General features: G+C 66.4%; 15 protein-coding genes. 9 read left to right on the forward strand and 6 right to left on the reverse strand.

Translation table 11 applies throughout. The features are described 5' to 3' along the window. Genes DOM33_RS06435 through pilM form a run of 4 tightly spaced genes read right to left on the reverse strand, consistent with a single transcriptional unit; the run spans position 1 to position 2,973 of the window. Complete coding sequence (locus DOM33_RS06435) at positions 1 to 549, reverse strand: pilus assembly protein PilP (RefSeq protein WP_110666872.1); 549 nt, start codon at positions 547 to 549, stop codon at positions 1 to 3. Then, positions 549 to 1,229, reverse strand: coding sequence for a type IV pilus inner membrane component PilO (locus DOM33_RS06440; RefSeq protein WP_110666874.1), 681 nt, complete (start codon positions 1,227 to 1,229; stop codon positions 549 to 551). The genes DOM33_RS06435 and DOM33_RS06440 overlap by 1 nt, the downstream gene beginning before the upstream one ends. Continuing rightward, complete coding sequence (locus DOM33_RS06445) at positions 1,226 to 1,921, reverse strand: PilN domain-containing protein (RefSeq protein ID WP_239495277.1); 696 nt, start codon at positions 1,919 to 1,921, stop codon at positions 1,226 to 1,228. The genes DOM33_RS06440 and DOM33_RS06445 overlap by 4 nt, the downstream gene beginning before the upstream one ends. Further along, positions 1,918 to 2,973, reverse strand: coding sequence for a type IV pilus assembly protein PilM (gene pilM / locus DOM33_RS06450; protein ID WP_110667594.1), 1,056 nt, complete (start codon positions 2,971 to 2,973; stop codon positions 1,918 to 1,920). Before pilM ends, DOM33_RS06445 begins: the two co-directional genes overlap by 4 nt. Positions 2,974 to 3,231: 258 nt before the next feature. Between pilM and DOM33_RS06455 the strand changes: the two genes are divergently transcribed. Together DOM33_RS06455 and DOM33_RS06460 are read left to right on the forward strand one after the other, a co-directional pair. Further along, positions 3,232 to 5,754 carry a penicillin-binding protein 1A gene (locus DOM33_RS06455; protein ID WP_110666876.1) on the forward strand — a complete coding sequence of 841 codons (2,523 nt, stop codon included), beginning with the start codon at positions 3,232 to 3,234 and terminating at the stop codon, positions 5,752 to 5,754. A gap of 85 nt (positions 5,755 to 5,839) precedes the next feature. Beyond that, complete coding sequence (locus DOM33_RS06460) at positions 5,840 to 6,586, forward strand: DUF481 domain-containing protein (protein WP_110666879.1); 747 nt, start codon at positions 5,840 to 5,842, stop codon at positions 6,584 to 6,586. A 120-nt stretch (positions 6,587 to 6,706) separates the two neighbouring features. On the opposite strand, the gene DOM33_RS06465 is transcribed toward DOM33_RS06460, so the two are convergent. Continuing rightward, positions 6,707 to 7,975: a malic enzyme-like NAD(P)-binding protein gene (locus DOM33_RS06465; RefSeq protein WP_110666881.1), complete on the reverse strand. Its 1,269-nt coding sequence runs from the start codon at positions 7,973 to 7,975 to the stop codon at positions 6,707 to 6,709. Between the two features lie 271 nt (positions 7,976 to 8,246). Continuing rightward, entirely contained in the window at positions 8,247 to 8,459 is a 213-nt protein-coding gene (rpmE, locus tag DOM33_RS06470) for a 50S ribosomal protein L31 (RefSeq protein ID WP_110666883.1), read from the reverse strand. A gap of 245 nt (positions 8,460 to 8,704) precedes the next feature. Between rpmE and DOM33_RS06475 the strand changes: the two genes are divergently transcribed. The 7 genes from DOM33_RS06475 to ubiE all read left to right on the forward strand — a co-directional run bounded on the left by DOM33_RS06475 (position 8,705) and on the right by ubiE (position 17,223). Next, positions 8,705 to 10,969, forward strand: coding sequence for a primosomal protein N' (locus DOM33_RS06475; protein ID WP_239495278.1), 2,265 nt, complete (start codon positions 8,705 to 8,707; stop codon positions 10,967 to 10,969). A 223-nt stretch (positions 10,970 to 11,192) separates the two neighbouring features. Next, a complete protein-coding gene (gene argS / locus DOM33_RS06480) occupies positions 11,193 to 12,878 on the forward strand; it encodes an arginine--tRNA ligase (RefSeq protein WP_110666887.1) in 1,686 nt (561 codons plus the stop codon). Between the two features lie 3 nt (positions 12,879 to 12,881). After that, positions 12,882 to 13,586 (forward strand): SPOR domain-containing protein, encoded by a 705-nt coding sequence (locus tag DOM33_RS06485; protein ID WP_110666889.1) that lies wholly within the window; start codon positions 12,882 to 12,884, stop codon positions 13,584 to 13,586. Positions 13,587 to 13,900: 314 nt separating this feature from the next. Next, the gene (gene hslV, locus DOM33_RS06490) at positions 13,901 to 14,419 is read left to right on the forward strand and encodes an ATP-dependent protease subunit HslV (RefSeq protein ID WP_110666891.1); all 519 of its coding nucleotides are present in this window, start codon (positions 13,901 to 13,903) and stop codon (positions 14,417 to 14,419) included. Positions 14,420 to 14,433: 14 nt separating this feature from the next. After that, the gene (gene hslU / locus DOM33_RS06495) at positions 14,434 to 15,816 is read left to right on the forward strand and encodes an ATP-dependent protease ATPase subunit HslU (protein WP_275425793.1); all 1,383 of its coding nucleotides are present in this window, start codon (positions 14,434 to 14,436) and stop codon (positions 15,814 to 15,816) included. Between the two features lie 131 nt (positions 15,817 to 15,947). Beyond that, a complete protein-coding gene (locus DOM33_RS06500) occupies positions 15,948 to 16,331 on the forward strand; it encodes a gamma-butyrobetaine hydroxylase family protein (protein ID WP_110666893.1) in 384 nt (127 codons plus the stop codon). Between the two features lie 145 nt (positions 16,332 to 16,476). Next, positions 16,477 to 17,223, forward strand: a complete 747-nt coding sequence (gene ubiE / locus DOM33_RS06505) for a bifunctional demethylmenaquinone methyltransferase/2-methoxy-6-polyprenyl-1,4-benzoquinol methylase UbiE (RefSeq protein ID WP_110666895.1) — start codon at positions 16,477 to 16,479, stop codon at positions 17,221 to 17,223. The last annotated feature ends 9 nt before the right edge of the window (positions 17,224 to 17,232 follow it).

Genomic DNA, 17,232 nt, shown 5'->3' on the forward strand with positions numbered 1-17,232 from the left:
CTATCGATTGCCGTCGGCCTGACCGTCGGTGTCGCGTGATGTCATTGCCAGCTGACGCGTCCGTTCGACCCACTCGCCCTGGGCACCCCGCACGCTTTCGACCAGCGTCAGCTCACGCTCGCCGATAGCGACGATCGTGCCGTAGTCCCGCCCGAGATGATCCCCGGTGAACAGACGGTGCACGCGGCCGTCCGGCGCTCTCACCAGCCCCGAGTCCCGCGCGCCGACGCTCAGCGTGCCCACCAGCTCGAGACTGTCGAGATCGAACGCCTCGAGCGGCTCGCTCGTCCGTCCGGCATCCGGCAGCGGCGAAGATGGCGCCACGCTCTCCTGTGGCGCGGCGACGTCGGCCACGAAGGGACTGCGCCGTGCACGCTGGGCATAGCCGACCGCCTCGAAGGTCGGCATCTCGGGCAGTTCGGCGATCGCGCCCTTGGGCGTGTGGCGTAGCGACTCGAGGTGCGCTTCGAGCGCGCCGAGGTCCGCGTCCGCGCAGCCGCCGAGTGCCAGCACGGCCCCGAGAGCGAGGGTCAGACGTCGCGCACGCATCATGCCGATCCTTTTGCCGTGTCGGCCGCGACAGCCGAATCGGCGTCGCGATACCGGTAGGTCTTGGCGAGCATGACCAGACTCAGGCGGTCGCCCTGGACACTGAGCGTGAAGTCGTGAAGCGTGACGATCCGCGGCATCGCCGCCACCTCGGCCAGGAACGCGGCGATCGCGTGATAGCTGCCCTGGACCTGAATATCGAACGGCTGCTCGTAATAGAACGTCTGCGCCACGGCCGGGCGAAGCTTGATACTGTCGATGTCGAGCTGCTGCTCGCGGGCGGCGTCGCTGATGGCGTCGAGCAACGCCGGCACCTCGGCGTCCGAGGGCAGCATCTCCAGCGCATGATTCATGCGCACGCTCAGCTCGTCCCGCTGCGCGCGCATGTCGGGCAGGTTGACCGCCTGATAGGAGAGCGTCTCGAAACGTTCCAGCGCCTGAACCTCGTCGCGTGCCAGGCGGGCGTGAGCCTCTCGCGGCCCCGAGGCGAGCAGCCACTGCGTGGCCCAGACGGCAAGGGCGAATATCCCGAACGCCACGAGCCCCTGCAGCAGCGCCGGCCAACTCCCCGCCTCCTTGATATCCAGCTCGCGCCACGGCGTCTGACGCAGCTGCCGCCACTGCTCTCCCACACCGTGGCGAAGGCGCGTAAGCGCGGCGCTCCGTCCGAGTCGGCTCATGGCGTCACCTCCGCCGGTGCGTCACTCGCGGTGCGTTCGTCGACGCTCATGTGGAACTGCTTGGGGGCGTTCGGGCCGTCGCCGGACTGGACGTCGGAGAGCAGCGGCGTAGCGAACACGTCGCTCTGCGCCAGCGCGCGCATCTGTGCCGAGACCTGCCGGTTGGCGCTGGCGATGCCGCCGATCTCGAGCGTCTGCTCGCGTCGATCGAGCTCGGTGTAGACGACGCCGTCGACCAGCGTCGCGGCGAGCTGATCGAAAACGCGAACGGTGAGCGGCCGGCTGGCCTGGAGCTGCGTGATCAGCTCGATCTGCGAAAGCATGCGCTCCCGCAGGCGGCGAAAGTCTCGCACCGCCTCGATGTCACGACTGAGGGACTGGGTGTGGCGCTCGATCATCGCGATTCTCGCCTGCTGCGCCCGCAGCAGTGCCTGCTCGTGCTGAGCGACACCCCAGCCGACCAGCAGCCCCAGCAGGAGCGTGAGGACCAACGCTTGCTTGAAGCGACGCGTTCGCCGTTCGCGACGCCGCTCCCGCCACGGCATCAGGTTGATGGAGATACCCGCCTGTCGTGTACGCCCGTCACCGTTTGCGGTGTGCGCGGTGCCGAAGAGCGCTTCCTCCGACGCCGATGGGTCGTCGCCTCGTGAACGATCTGCCTGCCGATCGGCCGGCCTGTCCAGCGTCTTCATCGAGGCCCCCGCATGGCGAGACCGCAGGCGGTGAGCATCGCCGGCGCATCGGCGGTGAGTGCGCCGCGGTCGACTCCGGCGCCCACGCGCATGTTGGCGAAGGGATTGGCGAGAATCGACTCGAGCCCGCTCTGGGCCCGGAGCCGTTCGGCGAAGCCCGGCAGGGCGCTCGACCCGCCGGCGAGGACGAGATGACGGATCTCCTCCTGCCCCGCCGCGGTGTAGTAAAGCTGTAGCGAACGACCGATGTGCTGAATCAGGGTATCGATGAAGGGCATCAGCACCCGCTGCTGATACTCCTCGGGGAGACCGCCGCGCTTCTTGGCGCGCCCGGCCTCCTCGAAGCTCATGGCGTAGCGCTTGCTGATCGCATCGGTCAGCTGACGCCCGCCGCAGAGATTGTCGCGACTGTAGACGATGCGACCGCCCTTCAAGACGTTGAAGGCGCAGAGGTTGGCGCCGATGTCCACCAGCGCCGTGGCATCGTCGCCGGGCACGTCGATCTGGGTCGCGATTTCCTGCCAGACTCGCTCGAGAGCGAACCCCTCGACATCCACCGCCACCACCTCGAGACCGGCCTCTTCCAGCGTCGCGGTGAGGGTTTCGATGTCCTGCATGCGACAGGCGACCAGCAGCACTTCCTGCTGATCGTCGTAGCGCCCGCGCGAGCCCAGCCGCTGAAAGTCGAACGCCACTTCATTGAGCGGAAACGGCACGTACTTCTCGGACTCCATCTGGATTCGCGCTTCGATGTCGTCGTCGCTGAGCGAAGCGGGCAGCGTCAGTGTGCGGGTAATGGCGGCCGAGTTCGGCACCGCGACCACCGCCTGACGGGATTTGAGACTCGCGTGCTCCAGGGCCCGATTGAGGGTGTCGACGACTTCGGCGCGGTCACGAATTCGACGCTCGATGACGGCCCCTTCGCTCAGCGGCCGGACGGCGTAGCTGTCGATGCGAAAACTGTCGCCCTGCCGCTCGAGCTCCAGCAGCTTGACGGTGGCGGAAGTGATGTCGACTCCCACCAGCCCTTTCGGGGACCTTTTCAAGCGCAGCACTGTCGTACCTCGTCACGGCCCGGGAAACCTGAGGTCTTATAACGGCCACACCGGGATCGACTTGAGACGTTTCGTTACCGTTATTCCACGTAACTTGCAGGAAGCGCGCTCTGTGAAACTGGCCCCGGCTGTGTCGCGTCCATATAATGCCCGCAGTTTTTGTTACCCCGAGCGTCGACGCGGCGACGCGCGCTCACCCGCGGCCACGCCCACCCACGGCCGGATCGCCACCAGCCAAGGAATCACGCGCTAACCATGAAGCTCTTCACCCGCCTACTCACGACCGTGTTCTGGCTGATCGTCTCGCTGGGTACCGGCGCCGTGCTGGCGGTCGTCGGCGCCGCGCTCTACTTCGCGCCCGGGCTTCCCGACGTCCATCAGCTGCAGAACTACGAGCTGCAGACGCCGCTTCGGATCTACACCGAGGACGACAAGCTGATCGGCGAGTACGGGGAAGAACGTCGCCTGCCGGTGAGTTTCGATGAAATTCCCAAGCCGCTGATCGACGCCCTGCTGGCCGCCGAGGATGCGAGCTTCTTCACGCACCCCGGCGTCGACCCCAAGGGACTCGCCCGTGCCGCGGTCGAACTCGCCTCCTCGGGCGATATCCAGTCCGGGGGCAGCACCATCACCATGCAGGTCGCCCGTAACTACCTGCTGACGCTCGATCAGACCTTCACCCGCAAGATTCGCGAGATCCTGCTGGCGCTGCAGATGGAGCAGATTCTCGACAAGGACCAGATCCTCGAGCTCTACGTCAACAAGATCTATCTGGGGCATCGCTCCTACGGCGTGGCGGCGGCGGCCAACACCTATTACGGCAAACCGCTGAGCGAACTTACCCTGCCGCAGTTCGCGATGATCGCTGGGCTGCCCAAGGCGCCCTCGAACTTCAACCCGCTGGCGAACCCGGAACGCGCGCTGATTCGGCGCAACTGGATCCTCTATCGCATGCGCGAGCTCGGCTCCATCGATCAGGCGAGCTACGACGAGGCGGTCAAGGCCCCCATCACGGCCAGCCGACACATCGCTCAGGCCGAAGTCGACGCGCCCTATGTCGCCGAAATGGCGCGCGCCTACGCGGTCGAGCGCTTCGGTGACAAGGCCTATACCGACAACGTGCGCATTACCACGACGCTCGACAGCCGCCGCCAGACCCTGGCGCGCGATGCGCTGGTACAGGGCTTGATCGATTACGACACCCGCCACGGGTGGCGCGGTGCGGAGGAGCAGGACGTACCGCCGAGCCTGGTCGAAGCCCAGGACCGCACCGAGCGCCAGGGTCTCGAGGAGGAGCTCTCGGAATCGCCGGAGGTCATCCAGACCGCGCGACAGGCCGCACAGAGCAGCCAGGCGACGATCGAAGGCGTCGACGGTGACGTGAGCAACTGGCTCAAGGTGCTCGAGCGCACGCCGGACTTCGGCCCGCTGCACCCGGCGATCGTCATCGGGACGGATGGCCGCGAGATGCGCGTCCTCGACGCCGACGGCGACGTCATCACGCTCGGCTGGGACGGCTTGAGCTGGGCGCGCGAGTACAAGAGCGCCAAATGGCGTGGCGGCGAACCGGCCAACGCCGCTGCCATCGCCGATCGGGGTGATCTGGTCCGCATCATCCAGGATGGCGATCAGTGGCGGCTGTCTCAGCGCCCGGGCGCCGAGGGGGCGATCGTCGTGCTCGACCCCAAGACCGGGGCGATCGAGGCGCTGCAAGGCGGTTTCAGCTTCGCCGCCAGCAAGTTCAACCGGGCGATCCAGGCCCAGCGTCAGGTCGGCTCCAACTTCAAGCCGTTCGTCTATCTCGCCGCCCTCCAGGAAGGCGGCATGACGGCGGCGACGATCATCAACGACGCCCCCATCGTCATGTCACAGTACAGCGGCGAGGACTGGCGCCCGGAGAACGCCGAACAGCGCTTCCAGGGGCCCACACGGCTTCGCGTCGGTCTCTACACCTCGCGCAACCTGGTGACGATCCGCGTGCTGCAGTCGCTGGGGCTCGACCGCGCGCTCGATTTCCTCGAGCGCTTCGGCTTCTCTCGGGATCGTCTGCCCCACGGGCTGTCACTCGCGCTGGGCAGCGCCTCACTGACGCCGCTGGAGATCGCCAACGCCTACGCGGTGCTCGCCAACGGCGGTTTCCAGGTCTCGCCGTGGTACATCCAGCAGATCACCCAGGGCAGCCAGAACACTGTGGTCGAAGAGGCCAACCCGGTGGTGGCGTGTCGCGACTGCGCCCCGGACGCCACCCGGACCGAGGTCGACGGCGAACCCCGGCGCGTGGCACCCCGCGTGGTCGACGAGGATGCGCTCTACATCCTGCGCAGCATTCTGCGAGACGTGATCGAACGCGGCACCGGCCGCGCCGCGCTCTCCCTCGACCGTGGCGATATCGTCGGCAAGACGGGTACCACCAACGACCAGCGCGACGCCTGGTTCTCGGGTTTCAACGACTCGCTGGTGACGACCGTCTGGGTGGGCAAGGACGACAACACCACGACCGCCGAGTACGGTGCCCAGGCCGCGCTGCCGATCTGGAAGGGATTCATGGGCCCGGCACTCGAAGGAACGCCGGAGTCCGTGCCGCCGCGTCCGGAGAGCATCGTCAGCGTGCGCATCGACCCGGATAGCGGCAAGCGGCTCCACGACGATCAGCCCGGTGGCATCAGCGAGATCTTCCGCCGCGACAACATTCCGGCCTATCAGCCCCGCAGCATGCGCCCCGAGCTCGAGGACGAAAGCGGCTCCCAGGGCACCGGGACCTACGAAGCGATTTTCTAGCGGTTTCCGCCCGGGGCACGACGCCTCGGGCGGGGTTCACTCATCTATCCAGGCTACCGACCGTTGCCACGCCGAGAGAGACGTCATGCCCCTGCCCCGCTGTCGATGGCTGCTCCTGTCCGGCTGTCTGCTATCGGTATCCGCCCCTGCCGATCTTTTCTATGCACCACCGGCCCCGGATGACGACGCCCCTAACTTCAGCGGCAGTGCGGAGCTCGGCTATACCCGGCTGACCGGCAACACCGAAACCCAGACGCTGCTCGCACGGGGCCGCCTGACCTGGCTCACGGGACGGTTCACGCACACCTTCCGCGCCGAGACGCGAAGCGTTCAGGACCACGACGACACGACCTCCGAGCGCTACCTCGCCGCGGCCCGCGAGCGCTACGAGCTCGCCGACGACAACTATCTGTTCGGCTTTGCCCGCTGGGAGCGCGACCGCTTCAGCGGCTATGACTCGCAGCTCACGACCATCGCCGGCTACGGCCGCCAGCTGCTGACCGGCCCGACGCATACGCTGTCGGCGGAAGCCGGCCCCGGCTATCGTCACGACGCTTACGCCGAAGGCGGCAGCGACAACCTGCCGCTGGCCTACGCCGCGCTGGACTATACCTACAACTTCAGCGACGACATCTCCTTCGAGCAGGAGATGTCCGCGGAAGCGACCCATATCAGCGTGACCACCCGATCGCTGTCGACCATCACCTCTCAGCTCAACTCGCACCTCGCCCTGCGCGTCGCCTACGACGTCAAGAGCAACACGCACCCGCCGCCGGACGCCTCCGCCCGCACCGACACCACGACGTCGGTCTCGGTGCTCTACAGCTGGTGAGCGAACGACGCTGATCGATGCGCGCTGATCGATATCGTCTTGTCCCCCCAACGTAAAACGACGCTGCCGCCCCTCGGGGCGGCAGCGTCGTTTGCGTGGCGCTGGGCGAGACGCTCGGCGCTAGCCGTAGATCTCGTCGACGCTTTTCAGCGGGTAGTGCGCCGGATAAGGCTTGGTCGCCACACCGGTTTCCACCGCTGCCTGGGCGACCGCCGCCGGAATGCGCTCGAGCAGGCGTGAATCCACCGGCGTGGGGATGATGTAGCCGCGTCCGAACTCGAGCGAGTTCAGCTCGTAGGCGTCGAGCACCTCTTGGGTCACCGACTCCCGCGCGATGTCCTTGAGCGCGTGGACCGCGGCGATCTTCATCGCTTCGTTGATCGCGGAGGCGCGAACGTCCAGCGCTCCGCGGAAGATGAACGGAAAGCCGAGGACGTTGTTGACCTGGTTGGGATAGTCGGAGCGTCCAGTGCCCATGATCACGTCGTCGCGGGTCTGGTGGGCGAGATCCGGGTGAATCTCCGGATCCGGATTGGAGCAGGCGAAGACGATCGGGTTGGCCGCCATCGTCTTGAGCTGCTCCGGCGAGAGCAGATCCGGCCCCGAGAGGCCGACGAAAACGTCGGCGCCGTCGATGGCGTCATCCAACGTGCGCAGCTCGGTCGCCGTGGCGAACTGGGCCTTGTAGTCGTTGAGGTCGTCGCGACCGCTGTGAATCACGCCCTTGCGGTCGAGCATGTAGAGATTCTCGGCGCGAGCACCGCACTCGATCAGTAGCTTCATGCAGGCGATCGCCGCCGAGCCCGCCCCCAGGCAGACGATGCGCGCCGACTCCAGCCGTTTACCGGCAATGTCCAGCGCGTTGAGCAGCCCCGCGGCGGTGACGATCGCCGTGCCGTGCTGATCGTCGTGAAAGACCGGGATATTGCAGCGCGACTTCAACGCGGCTTCGATCTCGAAGCACTCCGGCGCCTTGATGTCCTCGAGATTGATACCGCCCCAGGTGTTGGCGATGTTCGCCACGGTATCGATGAAGGCCTGCGGGGAGTCTGCTTCGACTTCGATGTCGACGGCGTTGATGCCGGCGAAACGCTTGAACAACACCCCCTTGCCTTCCATTACCGGCTTGCTCGCCAGCGGCCCGAGATTACCCAGCCCCAGAATGGCGCTGCCGTCGGATACGACGGCGACGAGATTGCCCTTGCCGGTGTAGCGATAGGCGTTTTCCGGATCGGCGGCGATTTCGCGGCACGGTTCGGCCACGCCCGGGCTGTAGGCCAGGGCGAGGTGCTTGGCGGTTTCCGTGGGCTTGGTGATCTCCACCGAGAGTTTTCCGGGGATCGGCTTGGCGTGGTAGTCGAGCGCCGCCTGTCGCTTGTCGTCACTCATTTGATGATGTCCGTATTGGGCAGAAGTGCGACCAAGCCTATAGAAAAACCCCTACCCTCACAATCTTACGACTTGTTCGCTTTTAACGATTTTTAATCGCCCGTTTGAAACTTTTGGAGCCATTTGGCAACACTTATACATGTCTTCTCGAGCATAACGCTTTGCTTATCGCTGCCGCTCGCTAGAGATGCCACGCCGAACGACGGGCACAAAAAAGCCCGCCATGATGGCGGGCTTTCCGATCGACGCTCGATGGCGTCGATAGTCAGGCTCAGTTGCTGCGAACGGCACCGAAGCGCTTGTTGAAGCGCTCGACGCGGCCACCAGTGGTCGCCTGCTTCTGCTTGCCGGTGTAGAACGGGTGGCACTGCGAGCAGACGTCGAGATCGAAGCCGTGGTTCGCCGTGGTGCCGACCGAGTGGGTCGCGCCACAGGAACAGGTCGCCGTGACTTTGTTGTACTCAGGATGGATAGCCTGTTTCATCGTGAAGCCTCGCTTTGCGGTGTACCGCCACCTGATCGTCTGCCAGGCACCGTACACGGATTAGGAAGTAGCGGTTAACTCCCGCGGGACCGGCACGCCTAGAATCCCGAAGTCGTCGTCATGAGCGTATAATTCGCTCGCGCCGTCAGCGATACCGATCATCGCGATCGCTGAAAACCCCGGATAAAAGACGCATCCTACGTCGGAAGGCGCGATATTTTAGCAGCATTCTCCATGGAGGCCAATTGGCTGATACTCAGGCCCCCACGGGCGCCACGCAGACCGAACCGCGTGTCTTGCGTGTCGCCGTTCCCACGCCGCTGCGCCGGCTCTTCGACTACCGCACCGGCTCGGGCCGTCCCGCCGGCGGCTGGCGACCCGGCCTGCGCGTCAAGGTGCCGTTCGGTCGCCGCGAACTGGTCGGCATCGTGGTCGAGTGCGTGACGCAAAGCGAACTCCCCGTGGCGCAGCTCAAGCCGATCGTCGCCTGCCTGGATGACGAGCCCTTGCCGGCAGACTGGCTCTGGCTATGCACCTTCACTGCCCGCTACTACCAGCACTCGCCGGGGGACACCTTCCAGCACGCCATGCCCGGCCCCCTGCGCCAGGGTCGGCCACTGGAGGCACGTACCCGCGAGCGCTGGCATCTCGCGACCGACTCGGCGCAGGCGATTTCGACGCTCGGGCGGGCGCCGAAACAGCAGGCGCTGATCGAGCTGCTCGCGCAGCACCGTCACGGGTTGGTGACCTCGGCGATCACGGCCCAGGGTTTCACCCGAGCCCAGCTGCAGAGCCTGCTCGACAAGGCCCTGATTCGCCGCAGCGAGGAGCCGCTCACCGCCGCCCCTGCCTCGGCAGGACCGCTGCTCGCCGAGCCGTCGCTATCGCTCAACCGCGAGCAGGCACAGGCGCTGGCGGTCCTGCACGAGGGACTGGATCGTTTCCATCCCTGCCTGCTCCATGGCGTCACCGGCAGTGGCAAGACCGAGGTTTACCTGCAGCTGATCGAGAGCGTCTTGAGCCAGGGCCGGCAGGCGCTGGTCCTGGTGCCGGAGATCGGTCTGACGCCGCAGACGCTGTCGCGCTTTCGCAAACGCTTTCGCGCCCCGGTGGTCGCGCTGCACTCGGGGCTCACCGACCTCGAGCGCCTGGACGCCTGGGAAGCGGCGCGTAGCGGCCGCGCTCCCATCGTCATCGGCACTCGCTCGGCGATCTTCACGCCTCTGGCCCGCCCCGGGGTGATCATCGTCGACGAGGAGCACGACGGCTCCTTCAAGCAGCAGGACGGGCTTCGCTATCACGCCCGGGACCTGGCCATCGCCCGCGCTCATCGCGAAGGGATTCCCATCCTGCTGGGCAGCGCCACCCCGTCACTGGAAAGCCTCGCCCAGGCCCGCAGCGGTCGCTACCGCCATCTGCGCCTGACCCAGCGACCCAGTCGCCACGCCCCGGCCAAGCTCGAACTCGTCGACCTGCGCGGACGAATGCGCCAGGGCGGTCTGATCCCGCCGGTAATCGACGGCATCCGCCAGGCGCTCGCCGCCGGCGGGCAGGTGCTGGTGTTCATCAATCGTCGAGGTTTCGCCCCCACCCTCGCCTGCCACCAGTGTGGCTGGATCGCCGAGTGCCGCCACTGCGACGCCCGCATGACGCTCCACCGTCAACCACCGCGCCTGGTCTGTCATCACTGCGAACATCAGACGCTGCAGCCCGACGCCTGCCCCACCTGCGACAGCGCCGATCTGCGCCCGCTCGGCGCCGGCACCGAGCGCACCGAAGAGACACTCTCGACACTATTTCCCGACGTGCCGATTCATCGTGTGGATCGCGACAGCACCCGGCGCAAGGAGGCGTTCGATCAGGTACTCGGCGAGATTCGTCGTGGCGAACCGAGCCTGCTGGTGGGCACCCAGATGCTCGCCAAGGGCCACCACCTGCCCCACGTCACGCTGGTCGTCGTGGTCAACGCCGATGCCGGTCTCTACGCCAGCGACTTCCGCGCACTCGAGCACAGCGCCCAGCTGCTGGTGCAGGTCGCCGGGCGCGCCGGCCGCGCCGATCGCGCCGGCCGCGTACTGGTGCAGACGCTGCACCCGGACGACCCCAACCTGCGACTGCTGGCGGATAGCGGCTTTGACGCGCTCGCCTATCAGCTGCTCGAGGAGCGCCGGCTGGCGATGCTGCCGCCGTTTCGCCGCCTGGCCCTGGTCCGCTTCGAAGCCCCGCGTGAGGGTGACGCCACCGCCGAGGCGGAGGCCGCCGGCGACGCGCTGCGGGCCTGGCTCGAAGAACGCCGGGAGAGCGGGCAAGCGCTCGACGTCCACTGTCTCGGCCCGGTCCCCGCCCCCATGGAACGGCGCCAGAATCGCTACCATCTGCAGCTACTGCTCTCCGCCGACAAACGCAGCGAGCTTCACGAGGCGAGCGCCTGGCTGGTGGCCTACCTGGAACAGCACGCCTCGCGTCGAGTTCGCTGGTCGCTGGACGTGGACCCGGTGACGCTGATCTGAGCGCCCCGGTTCGAGCGGCTTCGCTCGGGGCGCGTGGCCCCCGCCGAAACTCGGCGCTGACGCACGCGTCGCGACAGGGTTTAAAGCCATGCGCCAATCACTGATAATGAGCGCCTTCTGCGGTGCCGAGATATCCGTTCGACGGCGTCCCACTCCCATGAATCACCGCGCCGATCGCGGGCGAGCGCCCGTCCACTCCCGGCCCTTGAGACCCAATCAGGCAATGAAAGAGACGATCACCGAACTGCTGCACGCCGCCGTCGCCGAGCTCAAGAGCTCGGGCGAACTGCCGGCCGACGTCGACCCCGCGATCAAGGTCGAACCGACCCGCGACAAGGCCCACGGCGACTACGCGAGCAATCTGGCGCTGATGCTGGCCAAGCCCGCCGGCGCCAAGCCGCGCGACCTGGCCGAGCGACTCATTGCCGCCCTGCCGGAAAGTGCCGCCGTGAGTCGCACCGAAATCGCCGGCCCCGGCTTCATCAACTTCTTCGCCGCCACCGACGCCATTGCCAGCATCGTCGGCGACATCATCGACTCCGGCGACGTCTTCGGTCGCAGCATGATCGGCGGCGGTGAGAAGGTGCAGGTCGAGTTCGTCTCTGCCAACCCCACCGGCCCGCTGCACGTGGGCCACGGACGCGGTGCGGCCATCGGCGACTGCCTCTGCCGACTGCTCGAGGCGACCGGCTTCGATGTCACCGCGGAGTTCTACTACAACGACGCCGGCGCGCAGATCAACAACCTGATGCGCTCGGTGAAGGCGCGTGCCCACGGCCTCACCCCCGACGATGCCGAGTGGCCGGAAGACGGCTACCGCGGCGACTACATCAAGGACGTCGCCGACGCCTATCTCGCCGGCGAAAAGGTGACCGCCGACGACCGCGAAGTCATCGCCGAGGCGGACCCGGAGAACGACGAGGCGATCCGCGACTTCGCCGTGGCCTATCTGCGCCGCGAACAGGATCTCGATCTCAAGGCGTTCGGGGTCGAGTTCGACGTCTATTTCCTCGAATCCTCCCTCTACGCCGAGGGCCGAGTCGAAGAGACCGTGGCCGAACTGATCAAGAAGGGCCACACCTACGAGGCCGACGGCGCGCTCTGGCTGCGCACGACCGACTTCGGGGACGACAAGGACCGCGTCATGCGCAAGACGGATGGCGACTACACCTACTTCGTGCCCGACGTCGCCTATCACTACAACAAGTGGCAGCGCGGCTTCACCACGGTGATCGACGAGCAGGGAGCGGATCATCACTCGACCGTCACCCGCGTGCGCGCCGGCCTGCAGGCGCTGGAGACCGGCATTCCCCAGGGCTGGCCGGACTATGTGCTCCACCAGATGGTGCTGGTCACCCGCTCCGGCGTGGAGATCAAGCTCTCCAAGCGGGCCGGCAGCTACGTCACCCTGCGCGACCTGATCGACGAAGTGGGCCGCGACGCCACGCGCTACTTCCTCGCCGCCCGCCGCGCTGACTCGCAGCTCACCTTCGACATCGACCTCGCGCGCGCCCAGACCAACGAGAACCCGGTCTACTACATCCAGTACGCCCACGCCCGGGTCTGCAGCGTGCTGCGCAAGGCCGAGAGCGAAGAGCGGCCCTTCGACCACACCGTGGCGATGGCCAATCTCTCGCGTCTCGACGCCGAGCAGGAGAAGGCGTTGATGAACCGTCTCGCCCGCTATCCGGAAACGGTCGCCCGCGCCGCCCGTGCGCGGGAAGTTCACCAGATCGCACAGTATCTGATCGATCTGGCGAGCGATTTCCACACCTGTTACAACGCCCAGAAGGTCATGGTCGACGATGCCGAGCTGCGCAACGCGCGCCTGGCACTGGGTCTGGCGACTCGCCAGGTCATCAGCAATGGACTGTCGCTTCTCGGCGTCAGCGCCCCGGAGGAGATGTAATCGATGGCACGCCGTCCCGCTCAGAGTCAACGCCCGCCCCAGAAGGGGGCGACCACCAAGCCACGCCAGCGCAGCACTGCCAAACGCGATGGCGGCGGCGGGGGCGGTTTCGCCGGCATTCCGGGCTGGCTCTGGGCGATCGCCGGCCTGATCGGCGGCTTCTTCCTGTCGCAGTACCTCGACCGCTCGTCGCCGGAGCCGGTGGCGGCGGTGGTCCCCAAACCGACCGCCAGCCAGCCGGCGTCCAGCGAGTCGAGCCCGGCCACTAGCGGGGATGACGCAACCGATGACAGCCCTCGCGAATCGGCGCCCGCGCAGCCGGCAACGCCGACCTTCGAGTTCTACACCCTGCTGCCGGAGACCGAAGTGATCGCCCCCGGCGGCGAGGGCGTTTCCGAACCCGAAACGCCTCCCGCCCCGGAAACGGCTGCCGACGATGCGGCCAACCAGACCCAGCAGCCCAAGGCGACCGGGCGCTACATGCTCCAGGCCGCGTCGTTTCGCGAGATCGACGACGCCGAGCGCCTCGCCAACCGACTCAAGGACTTCGGCCTGCTGGCCAAGATCACCGACGTGCGCGCCAACGGCAATCAGCTCTGGCACCGCGTTCAGGTCGGTCCCTACGAGGACACCCGCGAGCTCTCTCGCGCCCAGGATCTGATGATGACCCAGGGCATCGAACCGCTGATGATCCGCCTGCAGAACTGAAAGCTAGCCACGGGGCCGCCCGCCCGGGCGGCCCTTACCCTTCCCCCTCTCTCGCGCCTGCCCGTTCCGCTAGCGGTTCTGCCACCCGCTGACCGCCCGCGACGCCGACGATCGACGCGCTCGCTTGCCGTGCGCGCTCTCGCCGCACGCCGATACCCGCATCCCCCTCGCCGCAGACGACGGCTTGATTTCCGGCTTGCCGCCCGCATATGCAAAGTCATGTCGCATCGCGGCGCTCGCCGAGCCCGTCGCGATCGTACCCGTTTCTACAGTCGTCGTCGGTTTCCAGGCGACGAGTCATTGGGAGTGACTGCATGACCACTATCGTATCCGTGCGCCGCGGCGAGCAGGTCGCGCTGGCGGGAGACGGCCAGGTGTCTCTGGGCAACACGGTAATGAAGGGCAACGCCAGCAAGGTACGGCGGCTTTATCGCGGCCAGGTTCTGGCCGGCTTCGCAGGCGGCACCGCCGACGCCTTCACCCTGTTCGAACGCTTCGAAGCGCAGCTCGAGAAATACCAGGGCCATCTGACCAAGGCCGCCGTGGAGCTGGCGAAAGAGTGGCGTACCGACCGCGCCCTGCGCCGCCTCGAGGCGATGCTCGCCGTCGCCGACAAGACGGCGTCGCTGATCATCACCGGCAACGGCGATGTCGTCGAACCCGAGCGTGGCATCATCGCCATCGGCTCCGGCGGTCACTTCGCCCAGGCCTCCGCCCGGGCGCTGCTCGAGAATACCGAACTCGGCCCGCGCGAGATCACCGAGAAGTCCCTCAACATCGCCGCCGACATCTGCGTCTTCACCAATCACCAGATCACGCTCGAAGAGCTGTGACGAGAGCGAGAGCCATGTCTCAGGAAACCTCCAACGCCCAGCCGGCACTGCCGTCGAGCCAGAATCAGACCGCCATGACGCCGCGCGAGATCGTTCACTCGCTGGATCAGTACATCATCGGCCAGCACGACGCCAAACGCGCCGTGGCGGTCGCCCTGCGCAACCGTTGGCGCCGCATGCGCCTCGACGAGGAGCTGCGCAGTGAGATCGTGCCCAAGAACATCCTGATGATCGGCCCCACCGGCGTCGGCAAGACCGAAATCGCCCGCCGTCTGGCGAAGCTCGCCGGGGCGCCGTTCCTCAAGATCGAGGCGACCAAGTTCACCGAGGTGGGCTACGTCGGTCGTGACGTCGAATCCATCGTGCGCGATCTGATGGAGATGGCGATCAAGATGGTGCGCGAGCAGGCCAAGGCGGAAGTCCGCGTAAAGGCCGAAGATGCCGCCGAGGAGCGGATTCTCGACGCGCTGCTTCCTCGCCCTCGCGGCAGCGAGTACGACGCCGGTCGTGACGACTCCACCACGCGTCAGACCTTCCGCAAGAAGCTTCGCGAAGGCCAGCTCGATGACAAGGAGATCGACATCGAGGTGACGCCGGCGAGCCAGGGCATGGACATCATGACCCCGCCGGGCATGGAGGAGATGACCAACCAGCTCCAGAGCATGTTCGCCAACATGGGCAAGCAGAAGTCCGAGAGCCGTCGCGTCACGGTCAAGGACGCCTGGAAGCTGCTGCAGGACGAGGAAGCCGCCAAGCTGGTCAATGAAGAGGAGATCAAGCAGCGCGCGCTGGAGTCGGTCGAGCAGAACGGCATCGTCTTCATCGACGAGATCGACAAGGTCGCCAAGCGCGGCGAATCCGGCGGCAGCGGCGGCGGCGACGTGTCCCGCGAGGGCGTGCAGCGCGATCTGTTGCCGCTGATCGAGGGCTCCACCGTCTCCACCAAGCACGGCATGGTGCGTACCGATCACATCCTGTTCGTCGCTTCCGGCGCGTTCCACGTCTCCAAGCCGTCGGATCTGATTCCGGAGCTGCAGGGCCGTCTACCGATTCGCGTCGAACTCACCGCGCTTTCACCGAACGATTTCGAGCGCATCCTGACCGAGCCGTCGGCGGCACTGACCAAGCAGTATCAGGCGCTACTGGCGACCGAGGGGCTCGACGTGCAGTTCACCGAAGAAGGGATCTCGCGCATCGCCCAGATCGCCTGGCAGGTGAACGACGGCACCGAGAACATCGGCGCACGCCGCCTGCACACGGTGATGGAGCGTCTGCTCGAGGAGGCCTCCTACCAGGGCGGCGATTTCGAGAGCCCGCTGGTCGTCGACGCCGACTACGTCAACTCGCAGCTCGGTGAACTAGCGGTCGACGAGGATCTCTCGCGCTACATCCTGTAAGCCGAAAGGTTCATCCATCGTCTCGAGTGAAAACAGCGGCCCCGGCCGCTGTTTTCTTTTGTGGCGACCCTGCATGATCGCTACTCTCGAACGTCGCCCCTTCTCCATTGGCTCGACAGCAGGAGTCCGACATGAGCGCCCCCGTCCCCAACCGCGTCCATTACCACAAGCAGCAGCGAACGCTCGAGCTCGGCTACCCCGGCGGCGAGACGTTCCAGCTGCCGATCGAGCTCTTGCGCGTCTACTCCCCCTCCGCCGAGGTTCGCGGCCACCGCCCCGGCGACGAGGTGCTGCAAACCGGCAAGCGTCACGTGGGCCTGCTCGACATCTCCCAGACCGGACGCTATGCGCTGAAGCTCCACTTCGACGACGGTCACGACACCGGCCTGTATACCTGGGAGTATCTCTACGACATGGCGTGCCACCAGGAAACCTGGTGGGCGGACTATCTGGCACGGCTCGAACGTGCCGGCGCCTCCCGCGAGCCGAGCGGCATTCAGATTCACGAGGTCTGATCCTCGCCGGCGCTTGTGCCGGACGCGCCGTCGCCGGCCCGGCGCGCGCAGACAAGGTCACGGCCAAACGCTACAATGCCAGCGCGATTCGCGTTCGCGAACCGATCGATCAATCCGTCGACAGCGTCACCCGGGAGAGCAGCACATGGATAAGCGCACGACCGACTTCGGCTACGAGCAGGTCGCGGTCGAAGAAAAGGCCGCCCGCGTGGCCGATGTCTTTCACTCGGTGGCAGCTCGTTACGACGTGATGAACGATCTGATGTCGTTCGGCATTCATCGGGTCTGGAAGCAGATCACCCTCGAGCGCAGTGGCGTACGCGCCGGTCATCGCGTCCTCGATATTGCCGGCGGCACCGGCGATCTGACCCGACAGTTCGCCAAACGCGTCGGCCCCAAGGGGCAGGTGATCCTCGCCGACATCAACGAGTCGATGCTCCGCGTGGGCCGCGACAAGCTGATCGACAACGGCGTCGGCGACAACGTGCGCTACGTCCAGGCCAACGCCGAAGCCCTGCCCTTCCCGGACAACAGTTTCAACTGCATCACCATCGCCTTCGGCCTGCGCAACGTCACCGACAAGAACGCGGCGCTTCGTTCGATGGCTCGCGTGCTCAAGCCCGGCGGGCGCCTGCTGGTGCTCGAGTTCTCCAAACCCAACAACGTCGTACTCTCCAAGGCGTATGACGAATACTCCTTCCGCGTCCTGCCGCGGGTCGGTCAGTTCGTCGCCGGCGATGCCGACAGCTATCGCTACCTGGCCGAGTCGATCCGTATGCATCCCGACCAGGAAACGCTCAAGGGCATGATGCAGGCAGCCGGTCTGGAACGGGTGGAGTACACCAACATGACCGGTGGTATCGTCGCGCTTCATCGCGGCATCAAACTCTAGGGTGGCCGG

The organism is Salinicola halophilus (assembly GCF_003206155.1).
Classification (GTDB): Bacteria; Pseudomonadota; Gammaproteobacteria; order Pseudomonadales; family Halomonadaceae; genus Salinicola; species Salinicola halophilus.